The sequence below is a fragment of the Paractinoplanes abujensis genome, from assembly GCF_014204895.1.
Lineage (GTDB): Bacteria > Actinomycetota > Actinomycetes > Mycobacteriales > Micromonosporaceae > Actinoplanes > Actinoplanes abujensis.
In genome coordinates, this window is the sequence record NZ_JACHMF010000001.1 from 2,700,046 (window position 1) to 2,722,943 (window position 22,898).

General features: G+C 71.7%; 22 protein-coding genes. 12 read left to right on the forward strand and 10 right to left on the reverse strand.

Annotation, left to right across the window (positions count from 1 at the left end):
- The first annotated feature begins 17 nt into the window (after nucleotides 1-17).
- Nucleotides 18-269 (forward strand): hypothetical protein, encoded by a 252-nt coding sequence (locus tag BKA14_RS12020; RefSeq protein ID WP_184951005.1) that lies wholly within the window; start codon nucleotides 18-20, stop codon nucleotides 267-269.
- On the opposite strand, the gene BKA14_RS12025 is transcribed toward BKA14_RS12020, so the two are convergent.
- Entirely contained in the window at nucleotides 189-1,151 is a 963-nt protein-coding gene (locus BKA14_RS12025; RefSeq protein WP_184951006.1) for a hypothetical protein, read from the reverse strand. The two genes, BKA14_RS12020 and BKA14_RS12025, sit on opposite strands and share 81 nt — an antisense overlap.
- Before the next feature lie 298 nt (nucleotides 1,152-1,449).
- Here BKA14_RS12025 and BKA14_RS12030 point away from each other — a divergent pair, with 298 nt between their 5' ends.
- Together BKA14_RS12030 and BKA14_RS12035 are read left to right on the forward strand one after the other, a co-directional pair.
- Nucleotides 1,450-2,415 carry a hypothetical protein gene (locus BKA14_RS12030; protein ID WP_184951007.1) on the forward strand — a complete coding sequence of 322 codons (966 nt, stop codon included), beginning with the start codon at nucleotides 1,450-1,452 and terminating at the stop codon, nucleotides 2,413-2,415.
- A gap of 20 nt (nucleotides 2,416-2,435) precedes the next feature.
- On the forward strand, nucleotides 2,436-4,229 hold the full coding sequence (locus BKA14_RS12035) for a caspase family protein (RefSeq protein ID WP_184951008.1): 1,794 nt from the start codon (nucleotides 2,436-2,438) through the stop codon (nucleotides 4,227-4,229).
- A 57-nt stretch (nucleotides 4,230-4,286) separates the two neighbouring features.
- Here the strand turns inward: BKA14_RS12035 and BKA14_RS12040 are convergent, their stop codons facing one another.
- Nucleotides 4,287-5,387: a hypothetical protein gene (locus BKA14_RS12040; protein ID WP_203722803.1), complete on the reverse strand. Its 1,101-nt coding sequence runs from the start codon at nucleotides 5,385-5,387 to the stop codon at nucleotides 4,287-4,289.
- A gap of 291 nt (nucleotides 5,388-5,678) precedes the next feature.
- On the opposite strand from BKA14_RS12040, the gene BKA14_RS12045 reads away from it, so the two are divergent.
- The 3 genes from BKA14_RS12045 to BKA14_RS12055 are packed head-to-tail and all read left to right on the forward strand — an operon-like array spanning nucleotide 5,679 to nucleotide 8,242.
- Complete coding sequence (locus BKA14_RS12045; protein WP_184951009.1) at nucleotides 5,679-6,077, forward strand: Het-E N-terminal domain-containing protein; 399 nt, start codon at nucleotides 5,679-5,681, stop codon at nucleotides 6,075-6,077.
- A gap of 30 nt (nucleotides 6,078-6,107) precedes the next feature.
- Entirely contained in the window at nucleotides 6,108-6,824 is a 717-nt protein-coding gene (locus tag BKA14_RS12050; RefSeq protein WP_184951010.1) for a hypothetical protein, read from the forward strand.
- Nucleotides 6,821-8,242 (forward strand): RIP homotypic interaction motif-containing protein, encoded by a 1,422-nt coding sequence (locus BKA14_RS12055; protein WP_184951011.1) that lies wholly within the window; start codon nucleotides 6,821-6,823, stop codon nucleotides 8,240-8,242. Before BKA14_RS12050 ends, BKA14_RS12055 begins: the two co-directional genes overlap by 4 nt.
- A 14-nt stretch (nucleotides 8,243-8,256) precedes the next feature.
- Here BKA14_RS12055 and BKA14_RS12060 read toward each other — a convergent pair whose 3' ends face one another.
- From BKA14_RS12060 to BKA14_RS12080, 5 genes are all read right to left on the reverse strand, one after another.
- Nucleotides 8,257-9,285: a glycoside hydrolase family 6 protein gene (locus BKA14_RS12060; RefSeq protein WP_239093570.1), complete on the reverse strand. Its 1,029-nt coding sequence runs from the start codon at nucleotides 9,283-9,285 to the stop codon at nucleotides 8,257-8,259.
- Nucleotides 9,285-11,231, reverse strand: a complete 1,947-nt coding sequence (gene glxA, locus BKA14_RS12065) for a radical copper oxidase GlxA (RefSeq protein ID WP_184951012.1) — start codon at nucleotides 11,229-11,231, stop codon at nucleotides 9,285-9,287. The genes BKA14_RS12060 and glxA overlap by 1 nt, the downstream gene beginning before the upstream one ends.
- On the reverse strand, nucleotides 11,228-12,925 hold the full coding sequence (locus tag BKA14_RS12070) for a glycosyltransferase family 2 protein (protein WP_239093568.1): 1,698 nt from the start codon (nucleotides 12,923-12,925) through the stop codon (nucleotides 11,228-11,230). Before BKA14_RS12070 ends, glxA begins: the two co-directional genes overlap by 4 nt.
- A gap of 275 nt (nucleotides 12,926-13,200) precedes the next feature.
- Nucleotides 13,201-14,463: a PQQ-dependent sugar dehydrogenase gene (locus tag BKA14_RS12075; protein ID WP_184951013.1), complete on the reverse strand. Its 1,263-nt coding sequence runs from the start codon at nucleotides 14,461-14,463 to the stop codon at nucleotides 13,201-13,203.
- Nucleotides 14,464-14,472: 9 nt separating this feature from the next.
- Nucleotides 14,473-14,913 carry an Lrp/AsnC family transcriptional regulator gene (locus BKA14_RS12080; protein WP_184951014.1) on the reverse strand — a complete coding sequence of 147 codons (441 nt, stop codon included), beginning with the start codon at nucleotides 14,911-14,913 and terminating at the stop codon, nucleotides 14,473-14,475.
- A 131-nt stretch (nucleotides 14,914-15,044) separates the two neighbouring features.
- On the opposite strand from BKA14_RS12080, the gene BKA14_RS12085 reads away from it, so the two are divergent.
- The 5 genes from BKA14_RS12085 to BKA14_RS43825 are packed head-to-tail and all read left to right on the forward strand — an operon-like array spanning nucleotide 15,045 to nucleotide 19,761.
- The gene (locus BKA14_RS12085) at nucleotides 15,045-16,127 is read left to right on the forward strand and encodes a thiamine pyrophosphate-dependent dehydrogenase E1 component subunit alpha (RefSeq protein WP_184951015.1); all 1,083 of its coding nucleotides are present in this window, start codon (nucleotides 15,045-15,047) and stop codon (nucleotides 16,125-16,127) included.
- Nucleotides 16,124-17,107, forward strand: a complete 984-nt coding sequence (locus BKA14_RS12090) for an alpha-ketoacid dehydrogenase subunit beta (protein WP_184951016.1) — start codon at nucleotides 16,124-16,126, stop codon at nucleotides 17,105-17,107. Before BKA14_RS12085 ends, BKA14_RS12090 begins: the two co-directional genes overlap by 4 nt.
- A complete protein-coding gene (locus BKA14_RS12095; protein ID WP_184951017.1) occupies nucleotides 17,104-18,630 on the forward strand; it encodes a dihydrolipoamide acetyltransferase family protein in 1,527 nt (508 codons plus the stop codon). Before BKA14_RS12090 ends, BKA14_RS12095 begins: the two co-directional genes overlap by 4 nt.
- A 10-nt stretch (nucleotides 18,631-18,640) precedes the next feature.
- Nucleotides 18,641-19,603 (forward strand): phosphotransferase, encoded by a 963-nt coding sequence (locus tag BKA14_RS12100; protein ID WP_184951018.1) that lies wholly within the window; start codon nucleotides 18,641-18,643, stop codon nucleotides 19,601-19,603.
- A 23-nt stretch (nucleotides 19,604-19,626) separates the two neighbouring features.
- Nucleotides 19,627-19,761, forward strand: a complete 135-nt coding sequence (locus BKA14_RS43825; RefSeq protein ID WP_260416502.1) for a hypothetical protein — start codon at nucleotides 19,627-19,629, stop codon at nucleotides 19,759-19,761.
- Between the two features lie 6 nt (nucleotides 19,762-19,767).
- Here BKA14_RS43825 and BKA14_RS12105 read toward each other — a convergent pair whose 3' ends face one another.
- Complete coding sequence (locus BKA14_RS12105) at nucleotides 19,768-20,163, reverse strand: RidA family protein (RefSeq protein WP_184956710.1); 396 nt, start codon at nucleotides 20,161-20,163, stop codon at nucleotides 19,768-19,770.
- 94 nt (nucleotides 20,164-20,257) lie between these two features.
- Between BKA14_RS12105 and BKA14_RS12110 the strand changes: the two genes are divergently transcribed.
- Nucleotides 20,258-21,226: a helix-turn-helix transcriptional regulator gene (locus BKA14_RS12110; protein ID WP_184951019.1), complete on the forward strand. Its 969-nt coding sequence runs from the start codon at nucleotides 20,258-20,260 to the stop codon at nucleotides 21,224-21,226.
- A gap of 206 nt (nucleotides 21,227-21,432) precedes the next feature.
- On the opposite strand, the gene BKA14_RS12115 is transcribed toward BKA14_RS12110, so the two are convergent.
- Together BKA14_RS12115 and BKA14_RS12120 are read right to left on the reverse strand one after the other, a co-directional pair.
- A complete protein-coding gene (locus tag BKA14_RS12115; RefSeq protein WP_184951020.1) occupies nucleotides 21,433-22,050 on the reverse strand; it encodes a hypothetical protein in 618 nt (205 codons plus the stop codon).
- 162 nt (nucleotides 22,051-22,212) lie between these two features.
- Entirely contained in the window at nucleotides 22,213-22,818 is a 606-nt protein-coding gene (locus BKA14_RS12120) for a signal peptidase I (RefSeq protein ID WP_184951021.1), read from the reverse strand.
- Nucleotides 22,819-22,898: the final 80 nt, after the last annotated feature.

Sequence of the window (22,898 nt, forward strand, 5' to 3'; positions counted from 1 at the left end):
ATCATGAGGGATGCGCGATGCCGAGCGGCGGGGTAGGCCGCACCGTGGAGCTCACGCCGGACCAGCAGGAGCAGCTGCAGCGGCTGCTGGAGCAGGAATTGCGGGATGCGCTGCGCGTCTCGTCGCAGCGGCACGACCCGGCGGCGGTGGCCGATCTGGTCGCCGAACGCCGCCGGGCCCTCGAACGGTTAGCCGGCCGGTCCGCGCACGATGTCCAGGACCCGCTCGACGAGGACCTCGAGGGCGACGGGGTCGTCGAGCAACGCTGACACCCGCTCCTCGCCGAACGTCGCGGCCCCGGGCGCCCGGCTCATCTCGTCGGCGCCGGACCCGTGCAGGAACAGTTCCCCGAGCACCCTCACCACCGTGGCTGCGGCGTCCTCGCCCCGCCCCAGCCCGGCCCGGATGGCCTCGACGGCCACCGCGGCCAGGTCGCTCACCCGCGCCTCGTCCTGTTCGCCGGGGTCAGCCGCCGGCAGTGGACGCGGGTCGCCCGTCCCCTCGCCGGGACACCCGCCGACCGGGGCGACCTTGTGACCGAGCGGGATCTCGATGTGCTCGTGGTACCACTTCGGCCGTTCCTGCATGGCGACCAGCACCTTCTCCACGTCGGCCCGGGCCTCGGACGTGCTGATCCCGCGCTCGCCGGCCCAGCTGTCGACCGGCCACAGTGTGGCGCCGGCCCCGCCGGGCACCCCGGCCCACTCCTGGATCCGCAGGGCGAGCCGGCACAGCCAGGGGTCACCGCCCAGCGCCGCACGCAGCCACTTGGTCATCCGGGGCCGCTGCAGGGCGCCGATCGCACCCCGGCGCCGGCGGTAGGCGTCGACGGCGATGCCGGGCGCTCGCGCGGCGATCCAGGCCTCCACGTCCTTGATGGGCTCGGCCGTGGTGAGCAGGGATCCGACGACCGCCTCCAGATCGTCGTGGAACCCGTCGAGACAGCACTCCCCCAAGTGCCGGAACCCGCGGGCGCAGGCGTGATGACCCCGGTGGTGCGCGACGCGGCGGTAGACCGCATCGAAGACGACGGGGTGAGCGAGGTCGTAGGCGGCCGGACGCAGGAGGTCACGCTCGCCCTCGGACAGCCGGCCCAGCTCGCCCGCCCGAGCCAGCTCGCGCAGCCGGACCTCGTGGTCGTCGCGCGTCACCACTGTCCCCGCCGGAGTGAAGAGTCATGGACGGGTGAAGTCGAGGCGTCACCCAGCGTATATGTCTGCCCCCAGAACATCGCGTAATCATGTCGGCCTCGTTAGCCGGATCGAGGCCGCTCAGTGGCCGTTCTTCTGGCCCGGATCTGGCCAGATCACCATTACTCCATGTAGTCGTTTGGGAACATAACTCACCGGTCCGGCTGACCGGTTTCCCACCGGGCAGTCGCGGTGGCGCGGGTCGCGGAGCTAGTTTCTTTCGGTAGTGCCATGACGACGGACGGTACCTGGGAGTCTCATGTCCTTCGATTCCGCTCTGTCCCGGGAGCTGCAGGCCCTGCGCAGCCGCAAGGGTGTGTGCCGGGCCGGGCTCTACGACCACCTCGGGCTGCGGATCCGCCGGCTGTGCGGGCTCACCGGCAGGCAGAGCGACGCCCGGACCCGGGCCGCGGTGGAGAAATGGCTGACCGCGCTGGCCGACACCCTGCTCCCCGACCAGCGGCAGGCGGTGCTGGTGTCGTTCGCCGTGGACGCCGGCCATCGGCTGGCCACTCTGGACGCGCGCATCGGACAGCTGGCCGGCCTGCAGAAGGTCTCCTCCCGTACGGCCCGGCGGCTGGCCGACGCCGCACTCGAGGCCCTCGTGGCCGCGGTCGACGAACTTCCCGGCGGCGAGCACGACCGGGCCGGCACCGGCGACGACAACGGCGGCGGCTGGCGGGTCTCCTCGTTGTCCTCGCTGTTCCGGCTGGACACCGCAACCCCGGAGCTGTACGAGATGCGGACGATCGTGGCCACCCGCGAGATCGCCGAGCTCGTCGTGCGGATCACCCTGCCGCCCACCCCGCCCGGCGTCGGCGAGCCGGTCGTGACCGCCCTCTTCGGCGCGCACCTGCGCAAGGTCGAGCACGACGACGGCAGCCCCAGCCGCCTGATCACCCTCGACCTGGCGCGGCCCCTGGCCACCGGCGAGAGCCACGAGGTCTGGCTGCACGTCGCCCTGCCGCCGGGCCAGCCGGTCCGGCCGCACTACGCGATCGTGCCGCTCGCCCCGTGCGAGACGGGAAGCGTACGGGTGCGGTTCGCCGCCGACCGCCGGCCGGAGGAGGTGTGGCTGCTCGACGAGGTGGCCTACCCCGACCTGGACGCCCGGCGCCCGCGTCGCACGACAGTGGAGCCGGACCTGCACGGCGAGGTGTTCCGCGCGTTCCGGGGCCTGCACGAGGGACACGCGTACGGGATCGCCTGGACGCCTCCGCTCTGAGCGGTCCGTCAGAAAGAGGCATGCGAAACCTGTACGCCCTGCTGGTCGGCATCGACCGGTACGCCGCGGTGCCCGGCCTGACCGGTTGCGTGCGCGACGTGACGGATGCCCGGGAGCACCTCGAGGCCACGCTCACCCCCGGCACCCGCTTCGTCCCGCTGACGCTGCTGGACGGGCAGGCCACCCGGGCCGCCGTGGTCGACGCCGTCACGACACACCTGGGCCAGGCCGGGCCGGACGACGTGGCGTTGTTCTGGTTCGCCGGTCACGGCTCGGACCGGCCCGCACCCGGCTGGACCCGGCGGTGGGAACCCACGGGACGGATCCAGACCCTGGTCTGCGCGGACAGCCGGACGGGCGCCGTCGGAGATCTGTGGGACAAGGAGTTGTCGCTGCTGCTGGACGACGTCAGCGACCGGGCCGGGCACGTCACCGTGGTGCTGGACAGCTGCCACTCCGACGGCGCCACCCGTGAGCTGACCGCCCGCGAACCGGCCGTCCGGACCCGCTCGGTGCCGCCGGGCGAGGCGCCTGATCTGGACTATCTGCGCCCCCGGCTGGAGGCCCGGTCGGGCGCGGACCACCCGGCCGAGCACATCGTGCTGGCCGCCTGCCGCTCCTTCGAGGCCGCCGAGGAACGCACCCTGGAGCGCGAGCGCCGGGGAGTCTTCACCTGGTCGCTGCTGCGCGCCATGACCCGGCTGGGGCCGGGCGCCACCTACAACGACCTGCTGGCGGCCACCCGGTCCGAGGTCGAGATGCACTCCTGCCGGCAGACCCCCCAGGCCCGGCCGCGCACGTCCCCGCTGCTCAACCAGCAGTTCCTGGGCGGGGCGGTGACGCCGCCGGACCGGGACATCCGGATGCGTCACGGCCGGACGGGCTGGGTGATCGACGCCGGGGCCGTGCACGGGCTGCCGGCCGGCGCCGGACTGCGGGTCGGGGTGCGCGGCGGACGCCCCGGCGAGCAGGCCGAGGTGGTCGAGGTGCGGACCGCGGACAGCCGGGTCGCGCCGCTCGGCGGCTGGGCCGACCCCGGCCGGCTGTATCCGATGGTGGTCACGTCGGTGCCGGCGCCGCGCACGACAGTGGCGGTCGACGACGAGAAGCTGCGGGCGGCTCTGGCACGTTCCCTGGACGTACGGGTGGCCGGCACCGGCGTCCCCGACCTGCGGGCCTGGTACGAGGACGGCGAGTTGACCGTCGTCGACCAGCACGGCGAGCGGCTGCTGCGGCAGCGGTACCTTGCGGACGAGGCGGCCGCGGCAGTCGAGCACATCGCCCGGTGGCTGCAGGTGTGGCAGCGCCGCAACCCGGCGAGCGCACTGGGTTCCCCCGTACGGGTGGAGGTGCTGGGGGCCGACGGCACGCTGCTGCAGCCGGACTCGGCCGGCGAGTACGTCCTGCGGTACCGGGGCGCCGACCCGCCCGAGCTCCACCTCCGGCTGCGCAACCACAGCGACCGGACCCTGTTCTGCGCGCTGCTCGACCTGACGCCGCGCTTCAAGGTGGACCCGGCGCTGTTCCCGGGCGACTACGTCGCGGGGGGCGGCGTCGGCGACTGCCTGCACGGCCGGCGGATCAAGGCGTTCCTGCCGCCGGCCGTGCCCGTCGTGCCGGGCGCGGTCGTCCGGGACCGGCTGAAGCTGTTCGTCGCCGAGGGGCAGTTCGGCGTCGAGCCGTTCCTGATGCCGGCGCTGGCCGAGACGTCCGGCCCGCGCGGCGTGTACCGCGATCTGGGCGACGCGGCCCGGCCCACCGGCCACGACTGGACCACGGCCGAGGTCGTTGTCCGGATCGAGGTCCCGAAGTGACCGCTACCGATCAGCCGGACGAAGGAGCCCGCCATGGAGTCGCACCGCTGACCCGCGCTACTCGGGTTCGTCGAGGATGGTCAGCGCGGCCGAGACGATGGCGTTGAGCCGCTGCCGGTCGGAGAGCGCGCCGGTCACCCCGCCCAGCGGGTCGCCGCCGCCGTGCGGGGCCCGGTCGAGGGTGCCGGTGAAGACGCCACCGAAGACCGTGCGGACCACCTCGGCCACCGCCGCCTCGGCTGGTTCCCCGCGGCCGATCCGGTCGCCGATGTCCCGTACGGCGTCGGCGGCCAGGCGGCGCAGCTCCGACTCGACACGGTCGTCGGGGTCGCCCAGGCCGAGCGGGGCGACCGGTTCCCCGTACGGGTCGAGGGTCATCGCCATGACGGGCGGCTGCTTGGCCCCGAGCGGGCGTTCCACGAAGGACGCGAACCACTCGGGGCGGCTGCGCATGACCGTCAGCACCTGGTCGATCTCGCGGCGCACGGTGGCCGGGTCGCTGCCCGGCCAGTCGCCGGTGCAGGCGGCGCGTTCCTGGGCCCACGACTCCAGCGGCCACAGCTCGCTGCCCGCGGTGCCGCTGACCCCGACCCAGACCAGGATGTCGACGGCCAGGGTGGTCAGCCAGCGGTCGCGGCACAGCCCGTCGGCCAGCCAGCCGGGCAGCCGCGGCCGCTGCAGCGCGCCCCGTTCGCCGCGCCGCCGCCGGTGGGCGTTGACCGTGGCCGCGCCGACCCGGGTCGCGACCCACGCCTCGAGCTGGCGGATCGGCCGGTCGGCGTGGGCCAGCAGGTCGTCCACGACCGCCTCGACGTCGTCGTGGAACCGGTCGAGGCACTCGTCGGCCAGGTTCTCCACGCCGGCCGCGCAGTGGGCGTGGCCGCGCTGCCGCTCGAACCGGCGGGTGATCCGCATGAACACGATCGGCCACACCAGGTTGTAGGCCGCGCTGGTGAGCCCGGCCCGTTCCGGCCCGCGGGCCGCCGCGGTCAACGTCCCGGTGGCCGCGAGCTCGCGCAGCCGCCGCTCGGGATCCACCGGTTCCGGCTCGGCCCAGGCCGAACGCGACACGTACAGCCCCGGCGCTTCCCCGTTACGCGGACGGCGGCGCTGGGTGCTGACGTTGAGGTGCACCGTACGCGCATTCGCAGTGCCCACCGAGGGCTCCCTTCGTCCGTGGCGATCGGTGGTTGAAGCTTGCTGCAAGCACGCTCGGTCCTCCAGATCCCACGCACGGTTAGGCCTCTTCGTAGTCCGATTCGGAACACTCAGGCCACCTATTCCGGGTCCGCCCGCCCGGCCCGACTGGCTTGACTGGTCTGGCCGCCTGCTCCCATCTCATGACGACGGTCGGGGTGACGCTGTTGCGGATGGCCGTGCGGGCCGCGGAGCACGGCGAGCTGGCGCGTCCGGAGCACACTGGAGGCCCGAGCAGAGAAGGGCACCTTGATGAACGTCGAACTCATCGCGGCGGCGCTGGCCGCAGGGGCCACGGCCGGCGTTTCGGACGCGGCCGGCGCGGCCGTGAAGGACGCCTACGACCAGCTCAAGCGTCTCTTGAAGCCGCGGCTGCGCGGCGATGCGCGAGCCGCGTTGGAGTCGGACGAGACCGAGCCGGACGTCTGGACGGCCCGGATCGGCGAGGAGCTGACCGCCTCCGGCGCCGACATGGATCCCGAGGTAATGGCCGCGGTCGAGCACCTGCGAGACAGGATCTCCGAAGCAACGAAGGTCAACAACAACTTCACCAATGCCTGGGGTGTGCAGAACGGCAATCACAACGTTCAGACCAACTACTTCGGAGACCAGCCACAACGCGGCGTTGCTGGGAAGAGCACCGGGAGTTAGCGTGACGACAAAGATCTCCCGGAGGTCTGAGTGCGAGCACGACGCGGCGCCGGTGTTCTGGTCCTTGTTCTTGGTGTTCTGATTTCCCTGGCGGGCTGTTCCCGCGACCACACTCTTTGCGCATACGCGGACGGCCTGGTCAAAGATGCCCGGCTGACCGAGGCGGCCAACGCCTACGCGGCGGCGACCCGCGCCGAGGAGGGCGACTGCGCCGACGACGGCGCCGACGAGGTGGCCGACCGGCGCCGGACCGCCACCAAGGAGGTGGCCCGGGCCCAGGCCGCCCTGAGTGGCGGTGATCGGGCCGCGGCGAGGGCATTCTTCGAGAGCGCCCTGCGAACGGACAAGGGTGATCAAGCCGCGCTTCAGGGTCTGCTGTTGCTGGGCGCGCCGGTCACGCCCGCGCCTGTGCCGACGGTGGTCGTGCACGAGGTCCGGTCCACGTCGGCCCCGGCCTGGCCGTTCTGGGCCACCATCGCCGTCGCGACAGTAGCCCTGCTGACTGCCGGGGCGGTCTGGTGGTGGGGGCTCAAGGATATGGAACGCGTGAATGCTCAGCTGACCACGGCGCTGCGTCAGGTTCAGGAACAGGCCGGCAACACCGCCAAGGAAGGGCAGCGGGTCGACGCTCGGATCGAGCAGGCACGACGCACCACCCTCCGCCTTTTCCGCGACGCCATGTCCTCGTCGGCGAGTTCAGACAGTTCACGCGAGTCCTACGAGCGGCCATCGGGAGACGTCCCATGAGACCGGACGTCAGACTGACCATCTACGCTATTCGGACCGACGGGCGCACCCGCATCGTGCTGCACCGCTCCCTCAACGGCTGGGGGGCTCGGCTCGACGAGTTCTGGATATCTGCTCTTGTTTCCGAGCTGAACCTCGTCGATGTCGAGCCCTGCCTGCAGAACAGCCCCGCGTGGACGGAACTCCTGCTCGGACTCAGGGTCGACGTGGTGGAAGTGGGATCCGAGCCGCGTCGGCTCATTCTCAAGCGGTGCCGTAAGAACGGCGACGTAGCGGCGATTCTGGGCGACGTCGAGGAATCCACCACGGCCCTCCTGGTCGTGTCCGCCGAGCATGGCGACGACAACGGCGTGGTCCGGCCCGCGTTCAGCGATCTGGACCTGTCGCGGCGGGACGCGTTGACCGGCAACTTTCTTCCGGTCCTGCGGGCGGCCGTCGAGCAGCTCGGTTTGGTTCGTGCACTGCAGAGCCGTCCCGAACCGGCAAGCCCCCGTGAGTACACGATCGGGCGCCGCACCGTTCCCCGGCTCTCCCCGGCCGCCGACGCCACGCCTGGCATGATCTTGCAGCGCCCCGGCCAGGCCCTGCTGGCGCAGATCAGGTTTCAGGACGTCCGGGGCGCCCAGGTCGGCCACCACAACGTGCAGGTCAACCGTTTCATCGTGGAACGGCGTGATCGCCCCCTGAACTTCGGCCAGGTTCTCGACGACCCAAAAGTGCGGGAGGCGATGGCCGCCCTGCTCGCGGAGCCTCGGAACGACGTCCTCCGCGGGCGACTGATCGCCGCTCTTGGCCATGTCTCCGAAGCGGACGTGCGCTCGGATCCGCTCGTGCTGCAAGCCGGCTACGAAGGGCCAGGCTTCTGGGAGCGGCTGCTGGCGTTCGACGCTCAAGGCTTGCAGGTGGGTGACTACAACAAGCAGCACAACACCTTCCGGTACGTCGTAACAGGCGAGCCGAGCGCAGCCGCCTTGCTTCACCACAACCCGAGGCTGGCCATGGTGATCACTGACTACCTCTGCCCCCGGAAAGGCCGCGCCGGCCTGGGCGACGTCCGGCAGACGATCGTGGAGGCCCTGAACGCCTTGCCCAGCGACGTGGGCCGCGCGCTCGGGACCTCGTTCAAGTCTCCTGGTAAGAGTCTTCTGATAGCCCGCTCCGACGGAGTCACGGTGGGCGAGAACAACCGGATGAAAAACTCCTTCGAGCAACGGACGAGGGCCGGCACCGCCACCGTCCGCGGCCTCGACAGGCCGGTCGGCGACGCCCCGGCCCACCCGATGCCGGACGTCCCGGAGATTGTTGTCGAACCCGCGAGCCCCGATACGGCCCGGCATGGCAACTTCGGCCAGGTCCCCGGCATCACGCCCCGGCACAATCCGGGAACCGGTATCGGCGGAGTTGGGGGAATCGGCTGACCCACTCGGGCGGTTCAGCCGCGGGCCAGCGCCAGGGCGTAGTCGGCCCACCACTGGCCGGCCGGTGGGGCGCCCTTGCCGCAGGCGCCGTCGGACTCGCCGGGGCGTTTGATCCAGAGGTAGGCGTCGACCAGTCTGTGGCCGGTTCGCAGGGTGGGCGTGTCGCCCAGCGCGCGGCCCGGCGGGTTGCACCAGTGGCCGTCGTAGTCGCTGGTCTTCTTGGCCGGGCCGTTGCCGTTGCGGCTGGTGTCGATGACGAAGTGGGCGCCGCCCAGGTGTTTCGACAGTTTGGTGCCGTACGTGACGTTGGCCGTCGTGGTCTCGAAGTTGGCCACGTTGAGCGCGAAACCGTCGGCACGCTCGACGCCGGCCTTCTTCAGGGCGTCGCCCATCCGAGCCGTGTCGGTGATCCAGCTCGGGTTGCCGCCGTCCAGGTAGACCTTGAGCTGCTGGTTGGCCGTCAGGGTGTCGATGGCGTGGCCGAGCAGGCGGTAACGTTCGGCGCGTTCGGCACTGCTGAGGCAGCCCTGTACGGCCTGGGCCACCGCGTCGGGTTCGACGACGACGATCGCCCGGTGCCCGGTGATGGCGGCCGCGATCGAGCCGACCCAGGCCTGGTACTCGGCGGCGGTGACCGCGCCGCCGCCGGAGTGGCTGCCGCAGTCGCGCTGCGGGATGCGGTAGAGCGTCAGCACCGGCACCTGGCCCGCGGCGGCGGCCGCCGTCACGAGCGTCCGGGCCCGTACGGCGGGATCGGTTGTCTCGTCGGCGAACCAGGCCGCCACGGGCCGATCAGCGATCTTGCGGATCAGCGCGGCGTCGGCCGTCCGGCCCACGGCCTCGTACGTCTTGACCTGCTCCACGGCCGGGCCGGCGGGGTCGACGTACAGGGTGGGCGGGACGGGGGGCGCCGAGGCGGCCGGGGCGGCGGCCGGACCGTCACGATCGGATACGTACCGCAGGGCCAGCAGCACGAAAAACACCACGACCAGCGCGGACACGAGCAGCACGAACACGACGCGCCGACGGCGAACGGCAGCCACTACGCGACCTGCACCCACCGGGCGACCGAGGGCACGCCCTTGTCGTCGACGAGGAACAGCATGTACCAGCCGGACGGCACGAGGCCCTTGCGCTGCGGGATGCTGATGGCCAATCCGCCCTCCGTCGGCGTGATGTCGACGGCGACCGAACGCTGGTCGACGTCGACCACGTGGGTCACGGCGCTGGGCCGCACCAGACGGGCCCGCCGCACGTTCTTGCTGTCGGTACCGAACGTTACCGTCGCACCACGCCTGACCGTGGCAGGCCCACCGGTGATGACCGGCCGCTCACCCTGGAAGAGGTACGGCGGGCTGTACACCTCGATGCGCTTCTCGAAGCTGCCCGGGTTCTTGCCGGTCTCGTCGTAGAGCGGGTCGCTGCCGAGCGTGATGACGCGCCCGTCGGCCAGCAGGATGGCCTCGGAGTGGTAGTTGCGCCCCACCGTGGACTCGGCCGCGGTCGCGAACGAGTTCGACGCCGGCTGATAGATCTGCGAGGTGAACAGGTCGCTGCGCGGCTTTCCCCCGTACGGGCCTCCGCGGTAACCGGAGGAGCCGCCCGTGGTGAACACCGTGTCGTCGGGCAGCAGCACCGTGCTCAGGTAGCGGACCGGTTCCGGCAGGTCGGGCCCGGGTTCGTAGATCGGGTTGGAGGTGTCGAGGTCGGCGATGGCCGTACGGGTGGTCGAGACCGGCGACTCCCCCACCTCACCGCCGCCGAAGATCATGACCTTCTGGTCCTGGGCGGGGGCCAGCAGCACCGACGAGCTGGTCTCGGTCAGCCGGGGCTGCGCGAGGCCGGGAACCACCTCGAAGCTGTTGTCCTCGAGGTTCCAGAGCCCGGGCGTACGGCCTTCGGTGTCGCTGCCGTAGCCGGAGTTGGAGCCGGAGAAGAACAGCCGGTCGTCCGCCATCAGGTGCAGCGCGGGATAGGTCGGGAAGTAGCGCTTCAGCTCGGGCGCGGCCACCCACTTCCGTTCGGCCCGCAGGTATTTCTCGTTGTCGCCGGGCAGGATGCGGCCGAACTCGTCGAGCCCGGAGACCGCGAGGACGTCGCCGCCGGGCAGCTCGGCCAGGGTCGGGTACCAGCGGCTCTTGACCATGTCGCCGGTGCGGATGTACTTCTCGGCGACCGGGTCGAACTCGTACGAGGTGTTGTCGCCGCCGTACTCCTGCTTCTCCCGCGTGATCTTGTCGGAGACGCCGTACAGGTTGTTCCGGTCCACGCCGGTCAGCCCCTGGATCGTGTACTGGGCGGGCCGGCCGGCGATCGCGGCGTTGCCCGGCAGCACCGCGTCGACCCAGACCTCGGCCTCGCCGGCGTGCTGCATCGGGATTCCGCCGTGGTCCATCTGGTGCGCCGCGGGCACGGTCACGTCCGCGCGGGTCTCGTAGACGAACCCGGTGGCCGACTCGAGCCGGGTGCCCTTGGGGAACGTACGGGGACCGGCCGTGGCCGACTCGTTCTTGATCTTCATGACGCCGGCCGCGTTGGTGATGTCGCCCTCGAGCACCTCGTAGCTCTTGGTGCCGCCCGCGATCAGCAGGTTGCCGTCGGGCAGAAACGTGTGCCCGGCGCAGAAGACGTCGGTCGGCGTGGGCACCTCGGTGAAGGTGTCGCCCCGGGGGTCGTACAGGATGGTCCGGAACGTGCCGGCCTCGAAGTTCTCGCGGTTGTTGCCGCTGCCCGCGATGATCAGCACCTTGCCCGTGTTGAGCAGCGCGGCGTGGATGGCGTTGACCTGGAACCCGGCCGGCACGGGCACGCGGGCCCAGTGGCCGTACCGCTCCTTGTAGGACTGCCGGTTGATCGAGAACGTGTGCAGGGCGTCGGCGCCGAACGCGACCATGGGCCGGTTCACCACCGCGACCACCGACAGGACGGCGAGCGCGACCAGACCGGTGCCCAGGCGTCGAGCGAGCGTCGGGCGGGGGCGGGGTGTCATGCGTACGTCTCCACGGGTTCTTCGATCCTGGCCAGGGGGGCGACGGGTGCGGGCCGGCGTTTCCGGCCCACGAGCCACACGGTGAGCGGGGTCAGGCAGATGACGACGTTGAGGGCGGGCCACAGCCACATGAACCCGTCGACGTGCCCGGCGAACGGCGCCGCGATCAGCAGCACGGCGTAGAAGGCGGCCCACCGCAGCGCGTGCCGGAACGTGCGGACGCCGTCGGGGCTGGCCGATTCACCCTTGGGCGTGACCACGAAGCGGGCCGGCCGGCGCAGCAGAGCCGAGAGGAAGGCGGACACGTAGACCGGGGTCGACAGCGTCGAGACGAGCATCCCGGCCAGGCCCGACGAGCCGGCTTCCTCGTGCGGGCTGACGTTGTGGCGGCGGTTCCACAGGTAGAGCAGGAACTGGAACAGCGCGGCGTCGACGTACAGCATCAGCCAGACCTGCTGCGGGACCTGCACACCCTTGGCCCCGAGGACCAGGTAGCAGGTGGCGTTGATCGCGCCCAGGATCCAGGCCAGCGCGGTCAGCGGGTAGTACGACATGAGCAGGCCGTAGAACAGGCTGCGGCGCGCGCCGAGCCGCGGGACCATCCGCGCGAACGTGGCCACGGCGACCTCGTCGGTGCCGCGCGACCAGCGGTACTGCTGGCTGAAGTAGTCGGTCCAGGAGGACGGGCCCTCGCCCACGGCCAGCACGTCGGGGGTGTAGACCGAGCGCCAGCCGGCGGCGTGCAGGGCCAGGCTGGTCGCCATGTCCTCGGTGATCGAGTCCTGCAGGCCGCCGATCTGCCGGACGGCCTCGATCCGTACGGCGTTGTTGGTGCCCACGAGCATGGCCGCGCCGAACCGGTTGCCCGCCCGCTGCAGCAGCGAGTGGAACAGGTACTGCTGCGACTCGGCCCAGCGGGTGACCAGGTTGTCGTAGTTGCCGTAGATCTGCGGGCCGACCACGAAGGCGACCTCGGGGTCGTGGAAGTAGCCCAGCAGGCGCTCGCAGAAGTTGGGCAGCGGCACGTGGTCGGGGTCGACCGAGACGAAGACGTCGTACTGGCGGCCGTGCTTGCGGATCCACGAGTTGTAGTTGCCGTGCTTGGTCTTCTCCTTGAACGCGCCGGCCGGGGTGTTGTCGAGCGGGTTGCCCTTGCGGGTGAAGTGATGCACCCCGAGGCGTTCACACATGGCCTTGACCTCGTCGTCGTCGCCCTCGTCGAGCAACCAGACGTCGTACGGGCCGGGATGGCGCACCCGCACGGCCGCGGTCAGGGTGCGCTCGACCATGGCGATCGGCTCCTTGCCGGGCACGATCGTGGTCAGGAACGCGACGCGCAGCCCGGGGTCGGGCGTGAGCGGCCGGGGATCGCGGGCCCAGATCGTGGCCAGGCACAGCGTGATCACGTTGACGAGGCGGAACACCTCGATCAGCAAGGTGGCGACGATCATGAACCAGGTCGCGGCGTGCAGCGTCGGGTGCAGCGCACGGTCGGGCACGGCGACCGAGCTGAGCAGCCAGGCGACGAAGGTGGCCTCGAACGCGAAGGCGAACAGGGTGATCGCCAGGTTGCCGACCGGCCGGCGGCCGCTCAGGCGGCGCATGCCGATCCGCCCCGGCTCGTCCGGCGAAGGCACAGCGGGGCCGGCGAGGCCGCTGTAGGCGTCGTAGTCGTACCGGGGCGCGGGGATCACGGTGCTTCCTCGTCCTCTCAACGACAATGACTCTCGGTGATGGCGGCTGGCACCTTCAGGCAACCTGGCCGTAATAACCGTGTGTCATCGCCGCAACGTTCTACTGGCGTCTGACCAGCGTTCACAGCGAACGCAAAGGTAACTAGACGTGGCACAGTAACGATGAGTAGGAGGGTGCGAGCAAGCGTGTGATCAACTTCACGGTTACATTAAGTAATGTCGGGAAGCAAACGGAAGGGCCGGGCAAATGCCGCGCCCGGCCTTGTTCTCGCAGTTCAGGACGAGGTGACCCGGTAGATCGCCCCGGCCTGATCGTCGCTGACGTAGATCGCGCCGTCCGGACCCTTCACCGCCATCACCGGCCGGCCCCACCGCGAGCCGTCCTCGCGCTGGAACCCGGTGAGCAGGGTCTGCTGCGGGCCGAGGGTGCCGTCGCGCCAGGCGAAGAACGAGACCTCGGGCGGGCGGGGCGGCTGCCGGTTCCACGAGCCGTGGATGCCGGCCAGTGCGCCGTCGCCGTAGCCGCCCGCGACGCCGGTGACGAAGGCCAGGCCCAGCGGCGCCGAGTGGGCGCCCATCCCCTGCTCCGAGGGCTTGAGCTGCGAGCAGTCGAGCTTGTCGCCGTCCGGGTTGGTCTGCACGTCCCGGACGAAGGGCCGGTCGGTGTAGCTGATCTGCCCGTCGGCCAGGTCGGGGTCGGGGTTGCAGTACGGCCAGCCCAGGTCGCGGCCCTCGGTGAGCCGGGCCAGCGGCTCCAGGGGGTGGTCGTTGACGTACGACTCCTCGACGTCGCCGTTCTTCGGGTTGGCGATGTTGTCGCGGTTGTTGACGGCCGTCCACAAGCCGCCGTCGGGGTCGATCGCCAGCCCGGTGCCGTTGCGGACACCGCGGGCGAAGGTCTCGGCCGGCTGACCCGGCTTCGCGCGCAGAATCGCGGCCCGCTCCGGCTCGGCGTCGCGGTCCTCCTCGGAGACGTTGCCGGTGGAGCCGATCGAGACGTAGATCGACCCGTCCCCGCCCACGGCCACGCTCTTGAGCGCGTGCGCGTACTTGCCGCCCAGCTCCATGCTCTTCTCGTCGGGCAGGTTGTCGATCACGACCTGCTTGCCGCTGACCGCGCCGGCGGAGTAGGTGAACGAGTCGACCTGATCGCTCTCGGCCACGTACAGCGTGTCGCCGTCGAAGGCCAGCCCGTGCGGCTGGTTCAGCCCCTCGACCAGCGGCTTCGCCTGCCCCCGCTGATCGAGCACGAGCACGTCACCCGACTCGGGCCGCGACACGAGCAGCCGCTTGTCGGGCGTCCAGGCCAGCAGGCGCGCGCCCGGCACCTTGGCCCACACGCTGACCGTCCAGCCCGGAGGCGCCTGGATCGGATCGTCGCCGCCACCCTGCACCCGCGTCGCGACCAGGGCCGGCACGTCGACCGCGGCCGACGCCGGCACGGTCTGCTTCGGCGCCCCGCTCGACGCGTCGTCGGAACACGCGGCCACCCCGGCCAGCAGACCGGCCGCCACCGCGACCCGCACGAACGATCTCATCAACGCTCCTTACCCCGGTTCCGCCTCTTCAAAGACCAGCAGCGTCCGCGTGTTGACGACCCCCGGCATACCCTGGATCTCGTCGAGCACCAGCCGGCCCAGCGCCGCGTTGTCCTGGGCGCGGACCAGCATGATCACGTCGAACTCCCCGCCGACCAGCGCGATGTGCACGACGCCGGGCAGCGAGCGCAGCCGCTCGGCCACGTCCCGCCACTCGGCCTGGTTCAAGTTCACCGTCACGTACGCGGTGGTGCCGAGACCCGCCGCAACAGGGTCTACGTCCGCGCGAAAGCCGCGGATCACCTCGGCCGTACGAAGTCGCTCGACCCGGGCGTACGCGTTGGCCCGCGAGATGTGCAGCCGCTCGGCCAGGGTACGCATCGACAGGCGCCCGTCCCGGGTGAGCTCGGCCAGGATCAGCCGATCGATGTCGTCGAGGGCGTTGGCCACTTGTCTTACCTCCCCGCCCCGGGCGCCGCGATCGCTGGACGTTCGGCCCCGCACCGCCGCGCTCCGGCATACATTTTCTCGGTTCGCCCGCAGCTCTGGCGTTCAATTGGCAACGCTACAAGCATGACCCCATGACAGGTGACGCACACCACCTTCTGCCCTCGGGCACCCCCGTGACCCTGATCGGCGCCGACGGCCACCCCGTTGCCGACTCGGGCCGCGTCTTCCCCTCCGACGCCGAGCTGCGCCGGGCCCTGGCCGCGCTGATCACCGGCCGGCGGCTCAACGACCAGGCGTACGCGCTGGTCCGGCAGGGCCGGCTGGCCGTCTACCCGTCGTCGCACGGCCAGGAGGCCTGCCAGGTCGCCGCGGCCCAGGTGCTCGACGACGGCGACTGGCTGTTCCCGACCTATCGCGACACCGTGGCCGTGGTCGGCCGCGGCGTCGACCCGGTCGAGGCGCTGACCCTGCTCAAGGGCGACTGGCACTGCGGCTGGGACCCGTACGAACATCGGGTCGCCCCGCACGCCACTCCCCTGGCCACCCAGCTGCCGCACGCCGTCGGAGTGGCCCACGCGGCCCGGCTGCGCGGCGAGCCCACAGTGGTGATGGCGCTGTGCGGCGACGGCGGCACCAGCGAGGGCGACTTCCACGAGGCGCTCAACTTCGCCGCGGTGCTGCGGGCCCCGGTGGTGTTCCTGATCCAGAACAACGAGTACGCGATCAGCGTGCCGCTCGCGCGGCAGACCGCGGCGCCGTCCCTGGCGTACAAGGGAATCGGTTACGGCATCCCCGGTGAGCGCGTCGACGGCAACGACGTGGCCGCGCTGCTGACCGTGCTCGGCGAGGCAGTCGCGCGGGCCCGCGGCGGTGAGGGGCCGCAGCTCGTCGAGGCGCACACGTATCGGATGCAGGCGCACACCAACGCCGACGACGCCACGCGGTATCGATCATCCGCGGAAGTCTCCGCCTGGGCCGCGCGGGACCCTCTCACTCGCCTCGAGCTCCACCTGGCCCTGCCCGAAGCTGACTTGTCGGAGATGCGGGCGGAGGCCGACCGGATCGCCGCCCACCTGCGAGACGGCCTCAACGCGGATATGACGCCCGAACCGGCTCGGCTCTTCGAGCACGTCTACGCGACGCCGACGCCTCAGCTGCGGGAACAGCAAGCCCTGCTCGCCGACGAGCTCGCCCGGGAAGGAGCGGTGGGATGACGCACGAGAAGCTGACCATGGCGCAGGCGCTCAACCGGGCCCTGCGCGACGCGATGACCGAGGACGACTCCGTTGTCGTGTTCGGCGAGGACGTGGGCCCGCTGGGCGGCGTCTTCCGGGTCACCGACGGGCTCACCGCCCAGTTCGGCCAGGACCGCTGTTTCGACACGCCGCTGGCCGAGTCCGGGATCGTCGGCGTGGCGGTCGGGATGGCCATGAACGGGATGCGCCCCGTCGTCGAGATGCAGTTCGACGCGTTCGCCTACCCCGCCTTCGAGCAGATCGTCAGCCACGTCGCCAAGATGCGCAACCGCACCCTGGGGAAGGTGACGCTGCCGATGGTCATCCGGATCCCGTACGCCGGGGGGATCGGCGGCGTCGAGCACCACTGCGACTCGTCCGAGGCCTACTACGCGCACACGCCCGGCCTGCACGTGGTCACGCCGTCGACCCCCGCGGACGCGTACGGGCTGCTGCGGGAGTCGATCGCCTCGCCCGACCCGGTCGTGTTCCTCGAGCCCAAGAAGCTGTACTGGGCCAAGGAGGAGGTCGCGCTGACCCCGGCCGCGCTGGTGGGACGCGCGGTGATCCGGCGGGAGGGCACCGACGCCACACTCATCGCGTACGGGCCCAGCGTGCCCGTGGCCCTGGAGGCGGCCGAGGTCGCCGACCGCGAGGGCCGCAGCCTGCAGGTGGTCGACCTGCGCTCGATCGTGCCGTTCGACGACGAGACCGTGTGCGCGGCCGTGCGCTCCACCGGCCGCGCCGTGGTGGTGACCGAAGCATCCGGGTTCGCCGGCGTGTCGTCGGAGATCGTCGCGCGGGTCACCGAGCGCTGCTTCCACTCGCTGGCCGCCCCGATCCGCCGGGTGTCCGGCTTCGACATCCCCTACCCGCCCCCGAAATACGAGCACCTGCACCTGCCCGGCGTCGACCGGGTGCTGGACGCCGTCGACGACCTGCAGTGGGAGGACTCGTGAGCGACCAGGTGTTCACCCTGCCCGACCTGGGCGAGGGCCTGACCGAGGCCGAGGTCGTGCGGTGGCTCGTCACCGAGGGCGAAACCGTCACGGTGGACCAGCCCGTCGTCGAGGTCGAGACCGCCAAGTCCCTGGTCGAGGTTCCGTCCCCGTACGCGGGCAAGGTCGCCGCCCGCCACGCCCCCGAGGGCTCGGTCCTCGAGGTGGGCAAGCCCCTGCTCACCGTGTCCCGCGCGGAGTCGGTAGGCGCGGTGTCCGCCGTGGAGCCGGCAGGCGAAACGTACCGCGAGGAGGAACGAGCCGGCTCCGGCAACGTCCTGATCGGCTACGGCACCCCCGGCACCACCGCAGCCCCGACTCGCCGTCGCCGCCCCCGCGCCGCAGCCACCCCGTCCCCGTCGCCCACCACGGCGCCTCCGCCGGCTTCCGCGGCTCTTCCCCCCTCCGCTGTCACCGCTCCTTCCCCGTCCCCTACGACGGTTCCCCCCACGCCCTCGCCCGAAGTTCCGGCATCACCGCCCTCGCCTCACTCAACGGAGCCTTCGCCCGCGACACCGGTGACACGTGAGAGCACGCCGCCCACCGAGCCGTCGCCTGCGATCGGTCGCCGCGTGCGCCGAGTGGTCTCGCCGTTGGTGCGCCGTCTGGCCCGTGACACCGGTGTCGACCTGGGATCGATCTCCGGCAGCGGGGCCGGCGGGCTGATCGTCCGGGCCGACGTGCTGCGGGCACTATCGGCACAGGCCCGTGACACCGGTGTTGCCGGGGCGGCCGTCATGGGCACAGCGGCTGGCACCGGTGTCACGGCCGGCGTCGCTGGGCGCGTGCGTGCTGACACCGGTGTCACGGGGGTGCCGGGGGAACGGCGGGTTCCGCTGAGCGGGTTCCGGAAGGCGGTGTCGGCCGCGCTCACCCGCAGTCGCGCGGAGATTCCGGAGGCCACGGTCTGGGTCGACGTCGACGCGACCCGGCTCTGGGAGTTGCGGGAGGCCACGCGGCCCGGGCCGGGCATCCTGGCCTACCTGGCGCGCTTCACGGTGGCCGCGCTGCGCGAATACCCCGTGCTCAACTCGCGCGTGGACACCGAGCGCCAGGAGATCGTCGAGCTGGAGCGCATCGACCTCGGCCTCGCCGTACAGGGAAATCGGGGTCTGGTCGTGCCCGCGGTCACGGATGCGGGCGCCCTGACCACGGCGGGCCTCGACAAGGAGATCCGGCGGGTGACGGAGAGCGCGCGGCAGGGCACGGTGCTCGGCAGCGGCACGTTCACGCTCAACAACTACGGCGGCTTCCGGGTCGACGGCAGCGCCGCCATCATCAACCATCCACAGGTGGCGATCCTCGGCTTCGGCCGCATCCTGGATCGCCCGTGGGTGGTCGACGGAGCCATCCGCGTCCGCAAGATCACGCAGATGAGCTTCGTCTTCGACCACCGCGTCTGCGACGGTGGCACGGCGGCCGGCTTCATGCGCAGCGTGGCCGACGCCATCGAGGACCCGGCCTCGGCGATCGCCCGCCTGTAATCATCGGTCCGTGATCACCTGGCTGCCCGGCCCCTCCGTCGAAGCCCTGAGAGCCGCGCTCCGCACGGTGGCGCCCGCCCTGGCCGAGGGCGCCATCGTGCCGCGCCGGACCACACCGGACCCGCCGCAGGGCCTGTCACCGTCCACGCCGCCCGAGTGGAGGGCATCGACCGCGGTGGTCGACGGCCGCTACGTGGTGAAGTTCGCCTGGGCCGAGCCACCGGCCCGCCGCATCGTGCACCAGGCCCGGATCCTGGAGTTGCTGCGCGCGGCGGCGCCGGACCTGCCCCTCCCGCACGTTGTCGCGGTCTCGCACAGCCCGGCCCTGCTGGTGACCCGGCGCTCCCCCGCGGTGCCGTTCTTCGACGCGCGCCACCACCTCGACACGCCAACCGCGGCCCGCGACCTGGCAGCCGCACTGGCCACGCTCCACGACACACGGGCGCTCCGCGCGGCAGTCGAAACACTCCCGGCTCCGACGCTGCCGGCGGCAACCGATCACACGTCGATGAACGCGCTGCGGGCCCGGTTGCCGGCGTTGATCCGGGCCGGGCAGCGCGACCGTGTGCTCGCCTGGTGCGACCGAGCCGACAGCATCCTGGCCACCCCCGGCCGCCGGGTGCTCGTGCACGGGGACTTCCACGGCGACAACCACCTCTGGCTCGACGGCCGCCTGCACCTGGTCATCGACTGGGAGTCGGCGGCGGTCGGCGAGCCCGAGTTCGACCTGCGGTGCCTGCCGTCCGACTGCGGCCCGGGGCTGTTCCTGCAGACCGTGACCGAGTACGAGCGGCTGGCCGGCGCCCCCCTCGACCTCGAACGGGTCATGGCCTGGCACCTGCGCGCGGTGCTGGGTGATGCCCTGTGGCGGGCCGAGGCGGGCGCACCCCTCCCCGGCGGGGGCACCCCGGCGTCGTGGGTGGACGACCTGGACGCGAGACTGACCACGCTGGGCCCCGCGTGGGCCGGCTAGGTCGTACGGGGGAAGGATTGTCAATGGCAACGGTCCGGGTCGAAGCTGTCATCGAAGCGGCCGCCGCGCAGGTCTGGGAGGCGGTGGCGGACGTCGGCTCCGTGCACCGGCGGCTGGCCGCGTCATCCGGCACGTCGAGGGTGCCGGCCGTCAGCTGATCGGCGTCAGGCCACGGCGGTGCCTTCCAGTTCGACCAGCTGGCCCGGGACGGCCAGGCGGGTCACGCCCAGCATCGTGGTGGCCGGGGCGGCCCCGGCCGCGGCCAGGCGGGCGGCCAGGACCCCGTAGTGCTGCCGGAGCAGGTCGACGTCGGTGGTGTAGACGGTGAGGCGAACCAGATGGGTCAGGACCATGCCCGCCCCGGCCAGCACCGATTCCACGTTGTCCAGGCTCAGTGCCAGCTGGGCCGGGAGGTCGCCGTCGTGTGCGGGGCGGCCCTCCGCGCTCATCGCGGTCTGACCCGACAGATACAGGGTGCGGGTCTGGCCGGTGACCAGCTCCCCCTGGTTGAATCCCATCGCCACCGACCACTGCACCGGGTTGACCGCCGTGCGCTGCATCGCCACATTCACTCCTTCGTCGAGAACCAACGGGAATCAGCCTGGCCGCCGATACACGACACCCTGTGTCATGTATTGCTGTTAGCTTCTGCGGGTGCGCGCCGACCGCCTGGTCTCGCTGGTGTTGCTGCTCCGTCAGCGGGGCCGGCTCTCGGCGGCCGCCCTGGCCCGCGAGCTCGAGGTCTCGACACGCACGGTGCTGCGCGACATCGAGGCGCTGTCCGCGGCGGGTGTCCCGGTCTACGCCGAACGCGGCCGCAACGGCGGGTTCGCGCTGCTGCCGGGATTCCGCACCGAGCTCACCGGGCTCAGCCACGACGAGGCCCTGGCCCTGCTGATCGCCGGGTCGCGGCGCGGCGCGCAGACGTTCGGGCTGGGGTCGGCTCTCGCCTCGGCCATGCTGAAGGTGGTCGACGCGTTGCCCGACAGCCACCGGGTCGCCGCGGCGGGCGCGACCCAGCGGCTGCTCGTCGACCCGCGGACCGACCTGCTGTCGCGGCCGCTGGTCACCGAGGAACTGCCCGACGCGGTCGTGGCTGAGCTGCGCATCGCTGTCTTGGCCGGTCACAAGGTGCGCATCCGCTACGCGCCGGACGGCAAGGCGCCGGCGTGGCGCACCGTCGACCCGATCGGCCTGGTGACCGTGCGCGATCAGGGCTATCTGCTGGCCGCCAGGTCGGGCGAGGACCGCACCTACCGGTTGTCACGGGTGCTGGCGGCCGAGGCGCTCGACGAGCCGGCCGAGCGTCCCGACCGGGTCGACCTCGACCGGGCCTGGCGGGACCGCAGCACCCGGTTCCGGGCGGGCGACCACCAGGTCACCGTACGGGTGCGGCTCGACCCGGACTCCCGTGAGCAGTTGCTCCGGACCGTGCTGGCCGTCCTGAGCGAGGACGGGCCCACGCTGGAGGTCACCTTTCAGGACGGGCGCCACGCCGAGTGGGCCCTGTGGCAGCTCTCCCCCGGCGCCGAGGTCCTCGAGCCGCAGTGGCTCCGCACGGCCCTGCACGACCGCGCTCTCGCGCTGACCGCCCGCTACGGCCGGGATCAGCCGCGCCCCTGATCGCCGCGGTCATCACAGGTTGAGAGGTGCGTCTGCCCGCTTCCGGATGACCTGGACCGCCCGACGGGCGCCGGCTCAGCGTCCCCGGCTCGGCCGACGCCGGCACCCGCAAGGGGCGGACGAGGCCTGACCCGCACAGCCCGCACCGGACGCCGAAAGAGCCGGCTCCGGCGGTGGGGGGGACACCGCCGGAGCCGGCTCCAGCATCAGCTGCGGGCTTCCCAGACGACGTTGAACTTGACGCCGTCGCCCTGGGCCGCGTCGGTCACGGCCGGGTCCAGCAGGTACGTGAACCGGAAGACCCGCCAGCGGTTCGGCGTGACCGTGCCCCAGTTCGACGGCAGGCCCGTGGCGAACGTCTTGTTGGTGTCGATCAGGGTGTTCATGCCGGTGGCCGCGGTGACGTCGCTGTAGGCGCCGTAGCCGGTGGGCGTGCAGGAGTTGAGCGGGTCGCTGACCAGGTCGGTGTTGCTGACCTCGATGCGCAGCGTGGTGTTGTTGTCCATCACCGACGTGGTGTCGTTCAGGCTCACCCACGGGGCGTAGGCGCCGCCCGCGTTCGACTCCTCGGCCCCGGTGAAGTACAGCTTGATCGCCGACGGGGTGAGGGAGCCGGTGTACTGCACGCCGATGCAGGCGACACCCGCGACGCCGGGGGCGACGTTCGACGCGGTGAACATGGCCGAGTTGGCGTCGTTGTCGGCGATCGACACCGTACCGGCGGCCAGGGTGTTGCCCGGGTTGCTGGTGACGCCGGTGAAGCCCGCGTACGACGCCTGCCACACCACCGCCGAGGCGGCGATCAGGCCGGCGAAGACGGCCACCCGTCCCCGACGGCGCCGGTTGTCCGTTTGTTCCGCCGACTTTCGTCCGGTCCAGCCCACGAGTGCTCCTCAGAGACGTCCTGTCAAGAACGGCTGCGTCCTGCGGCCGTCGAGGGTCTCTTTCGGTCGCAGAACGGGGAGGCACCAGTAATGGGCCGGTTGCTAAACGGTTGCCCGGTAAACCGCCTTGTCCAAGGGCCGCCAGGAGCGTTGCGGCTGGGGACTGTTCCGCCGGGGCCAGCCGGGTGCGGTGCCGTCGTCGGGGTCGCGGGGCTGCCAGGCGATCAGCGCCACCAGCAGCACGGCGAACGCCACGACGGGCAGGTAACGGTCCTGCTGCACCCACAGGTAGGGCAGGCCGACCTTCGGGACCCGCATCCGGGCCACCCCGCGCAGCCGCTCGGGCGGCACGGGCGTGCTGTCGGCGGCCTGGTTGGCGTCGCCCTTGAGGATCAGCCGGCCCTGCTCGTCGTAGCGGACCAGGCGGTGCATCAGCAGGCGCCCGGGCTCGGCCGGATCCTCGACCAGCACGACCGTTCCGGGCCTGATGCCCGTACGGTCGGCGGCCGCGACGGGGCGGGCGGCCACGACGTCACCGGGCTTGATCACCGGCTCCATCGACCCGCTCACGACGACGGTGCTGCGCCAGCCGATCACGATCGGCGCCACCGCCACCAGCAGCATGCCCACCAGGCAGGCGACCAGGGCGTCGCGCACGTCGAGCAGCAGCTCGAGCACGCGCCGACCGGTGATTTCTCCGCCGAGCATCACCTGTCCCGATCGGCGTGTTCCCCGGACTGCTGAGCCCGTACGACTCCTCAAGCGCGAGTTCGCCCGGCCGATAGCCC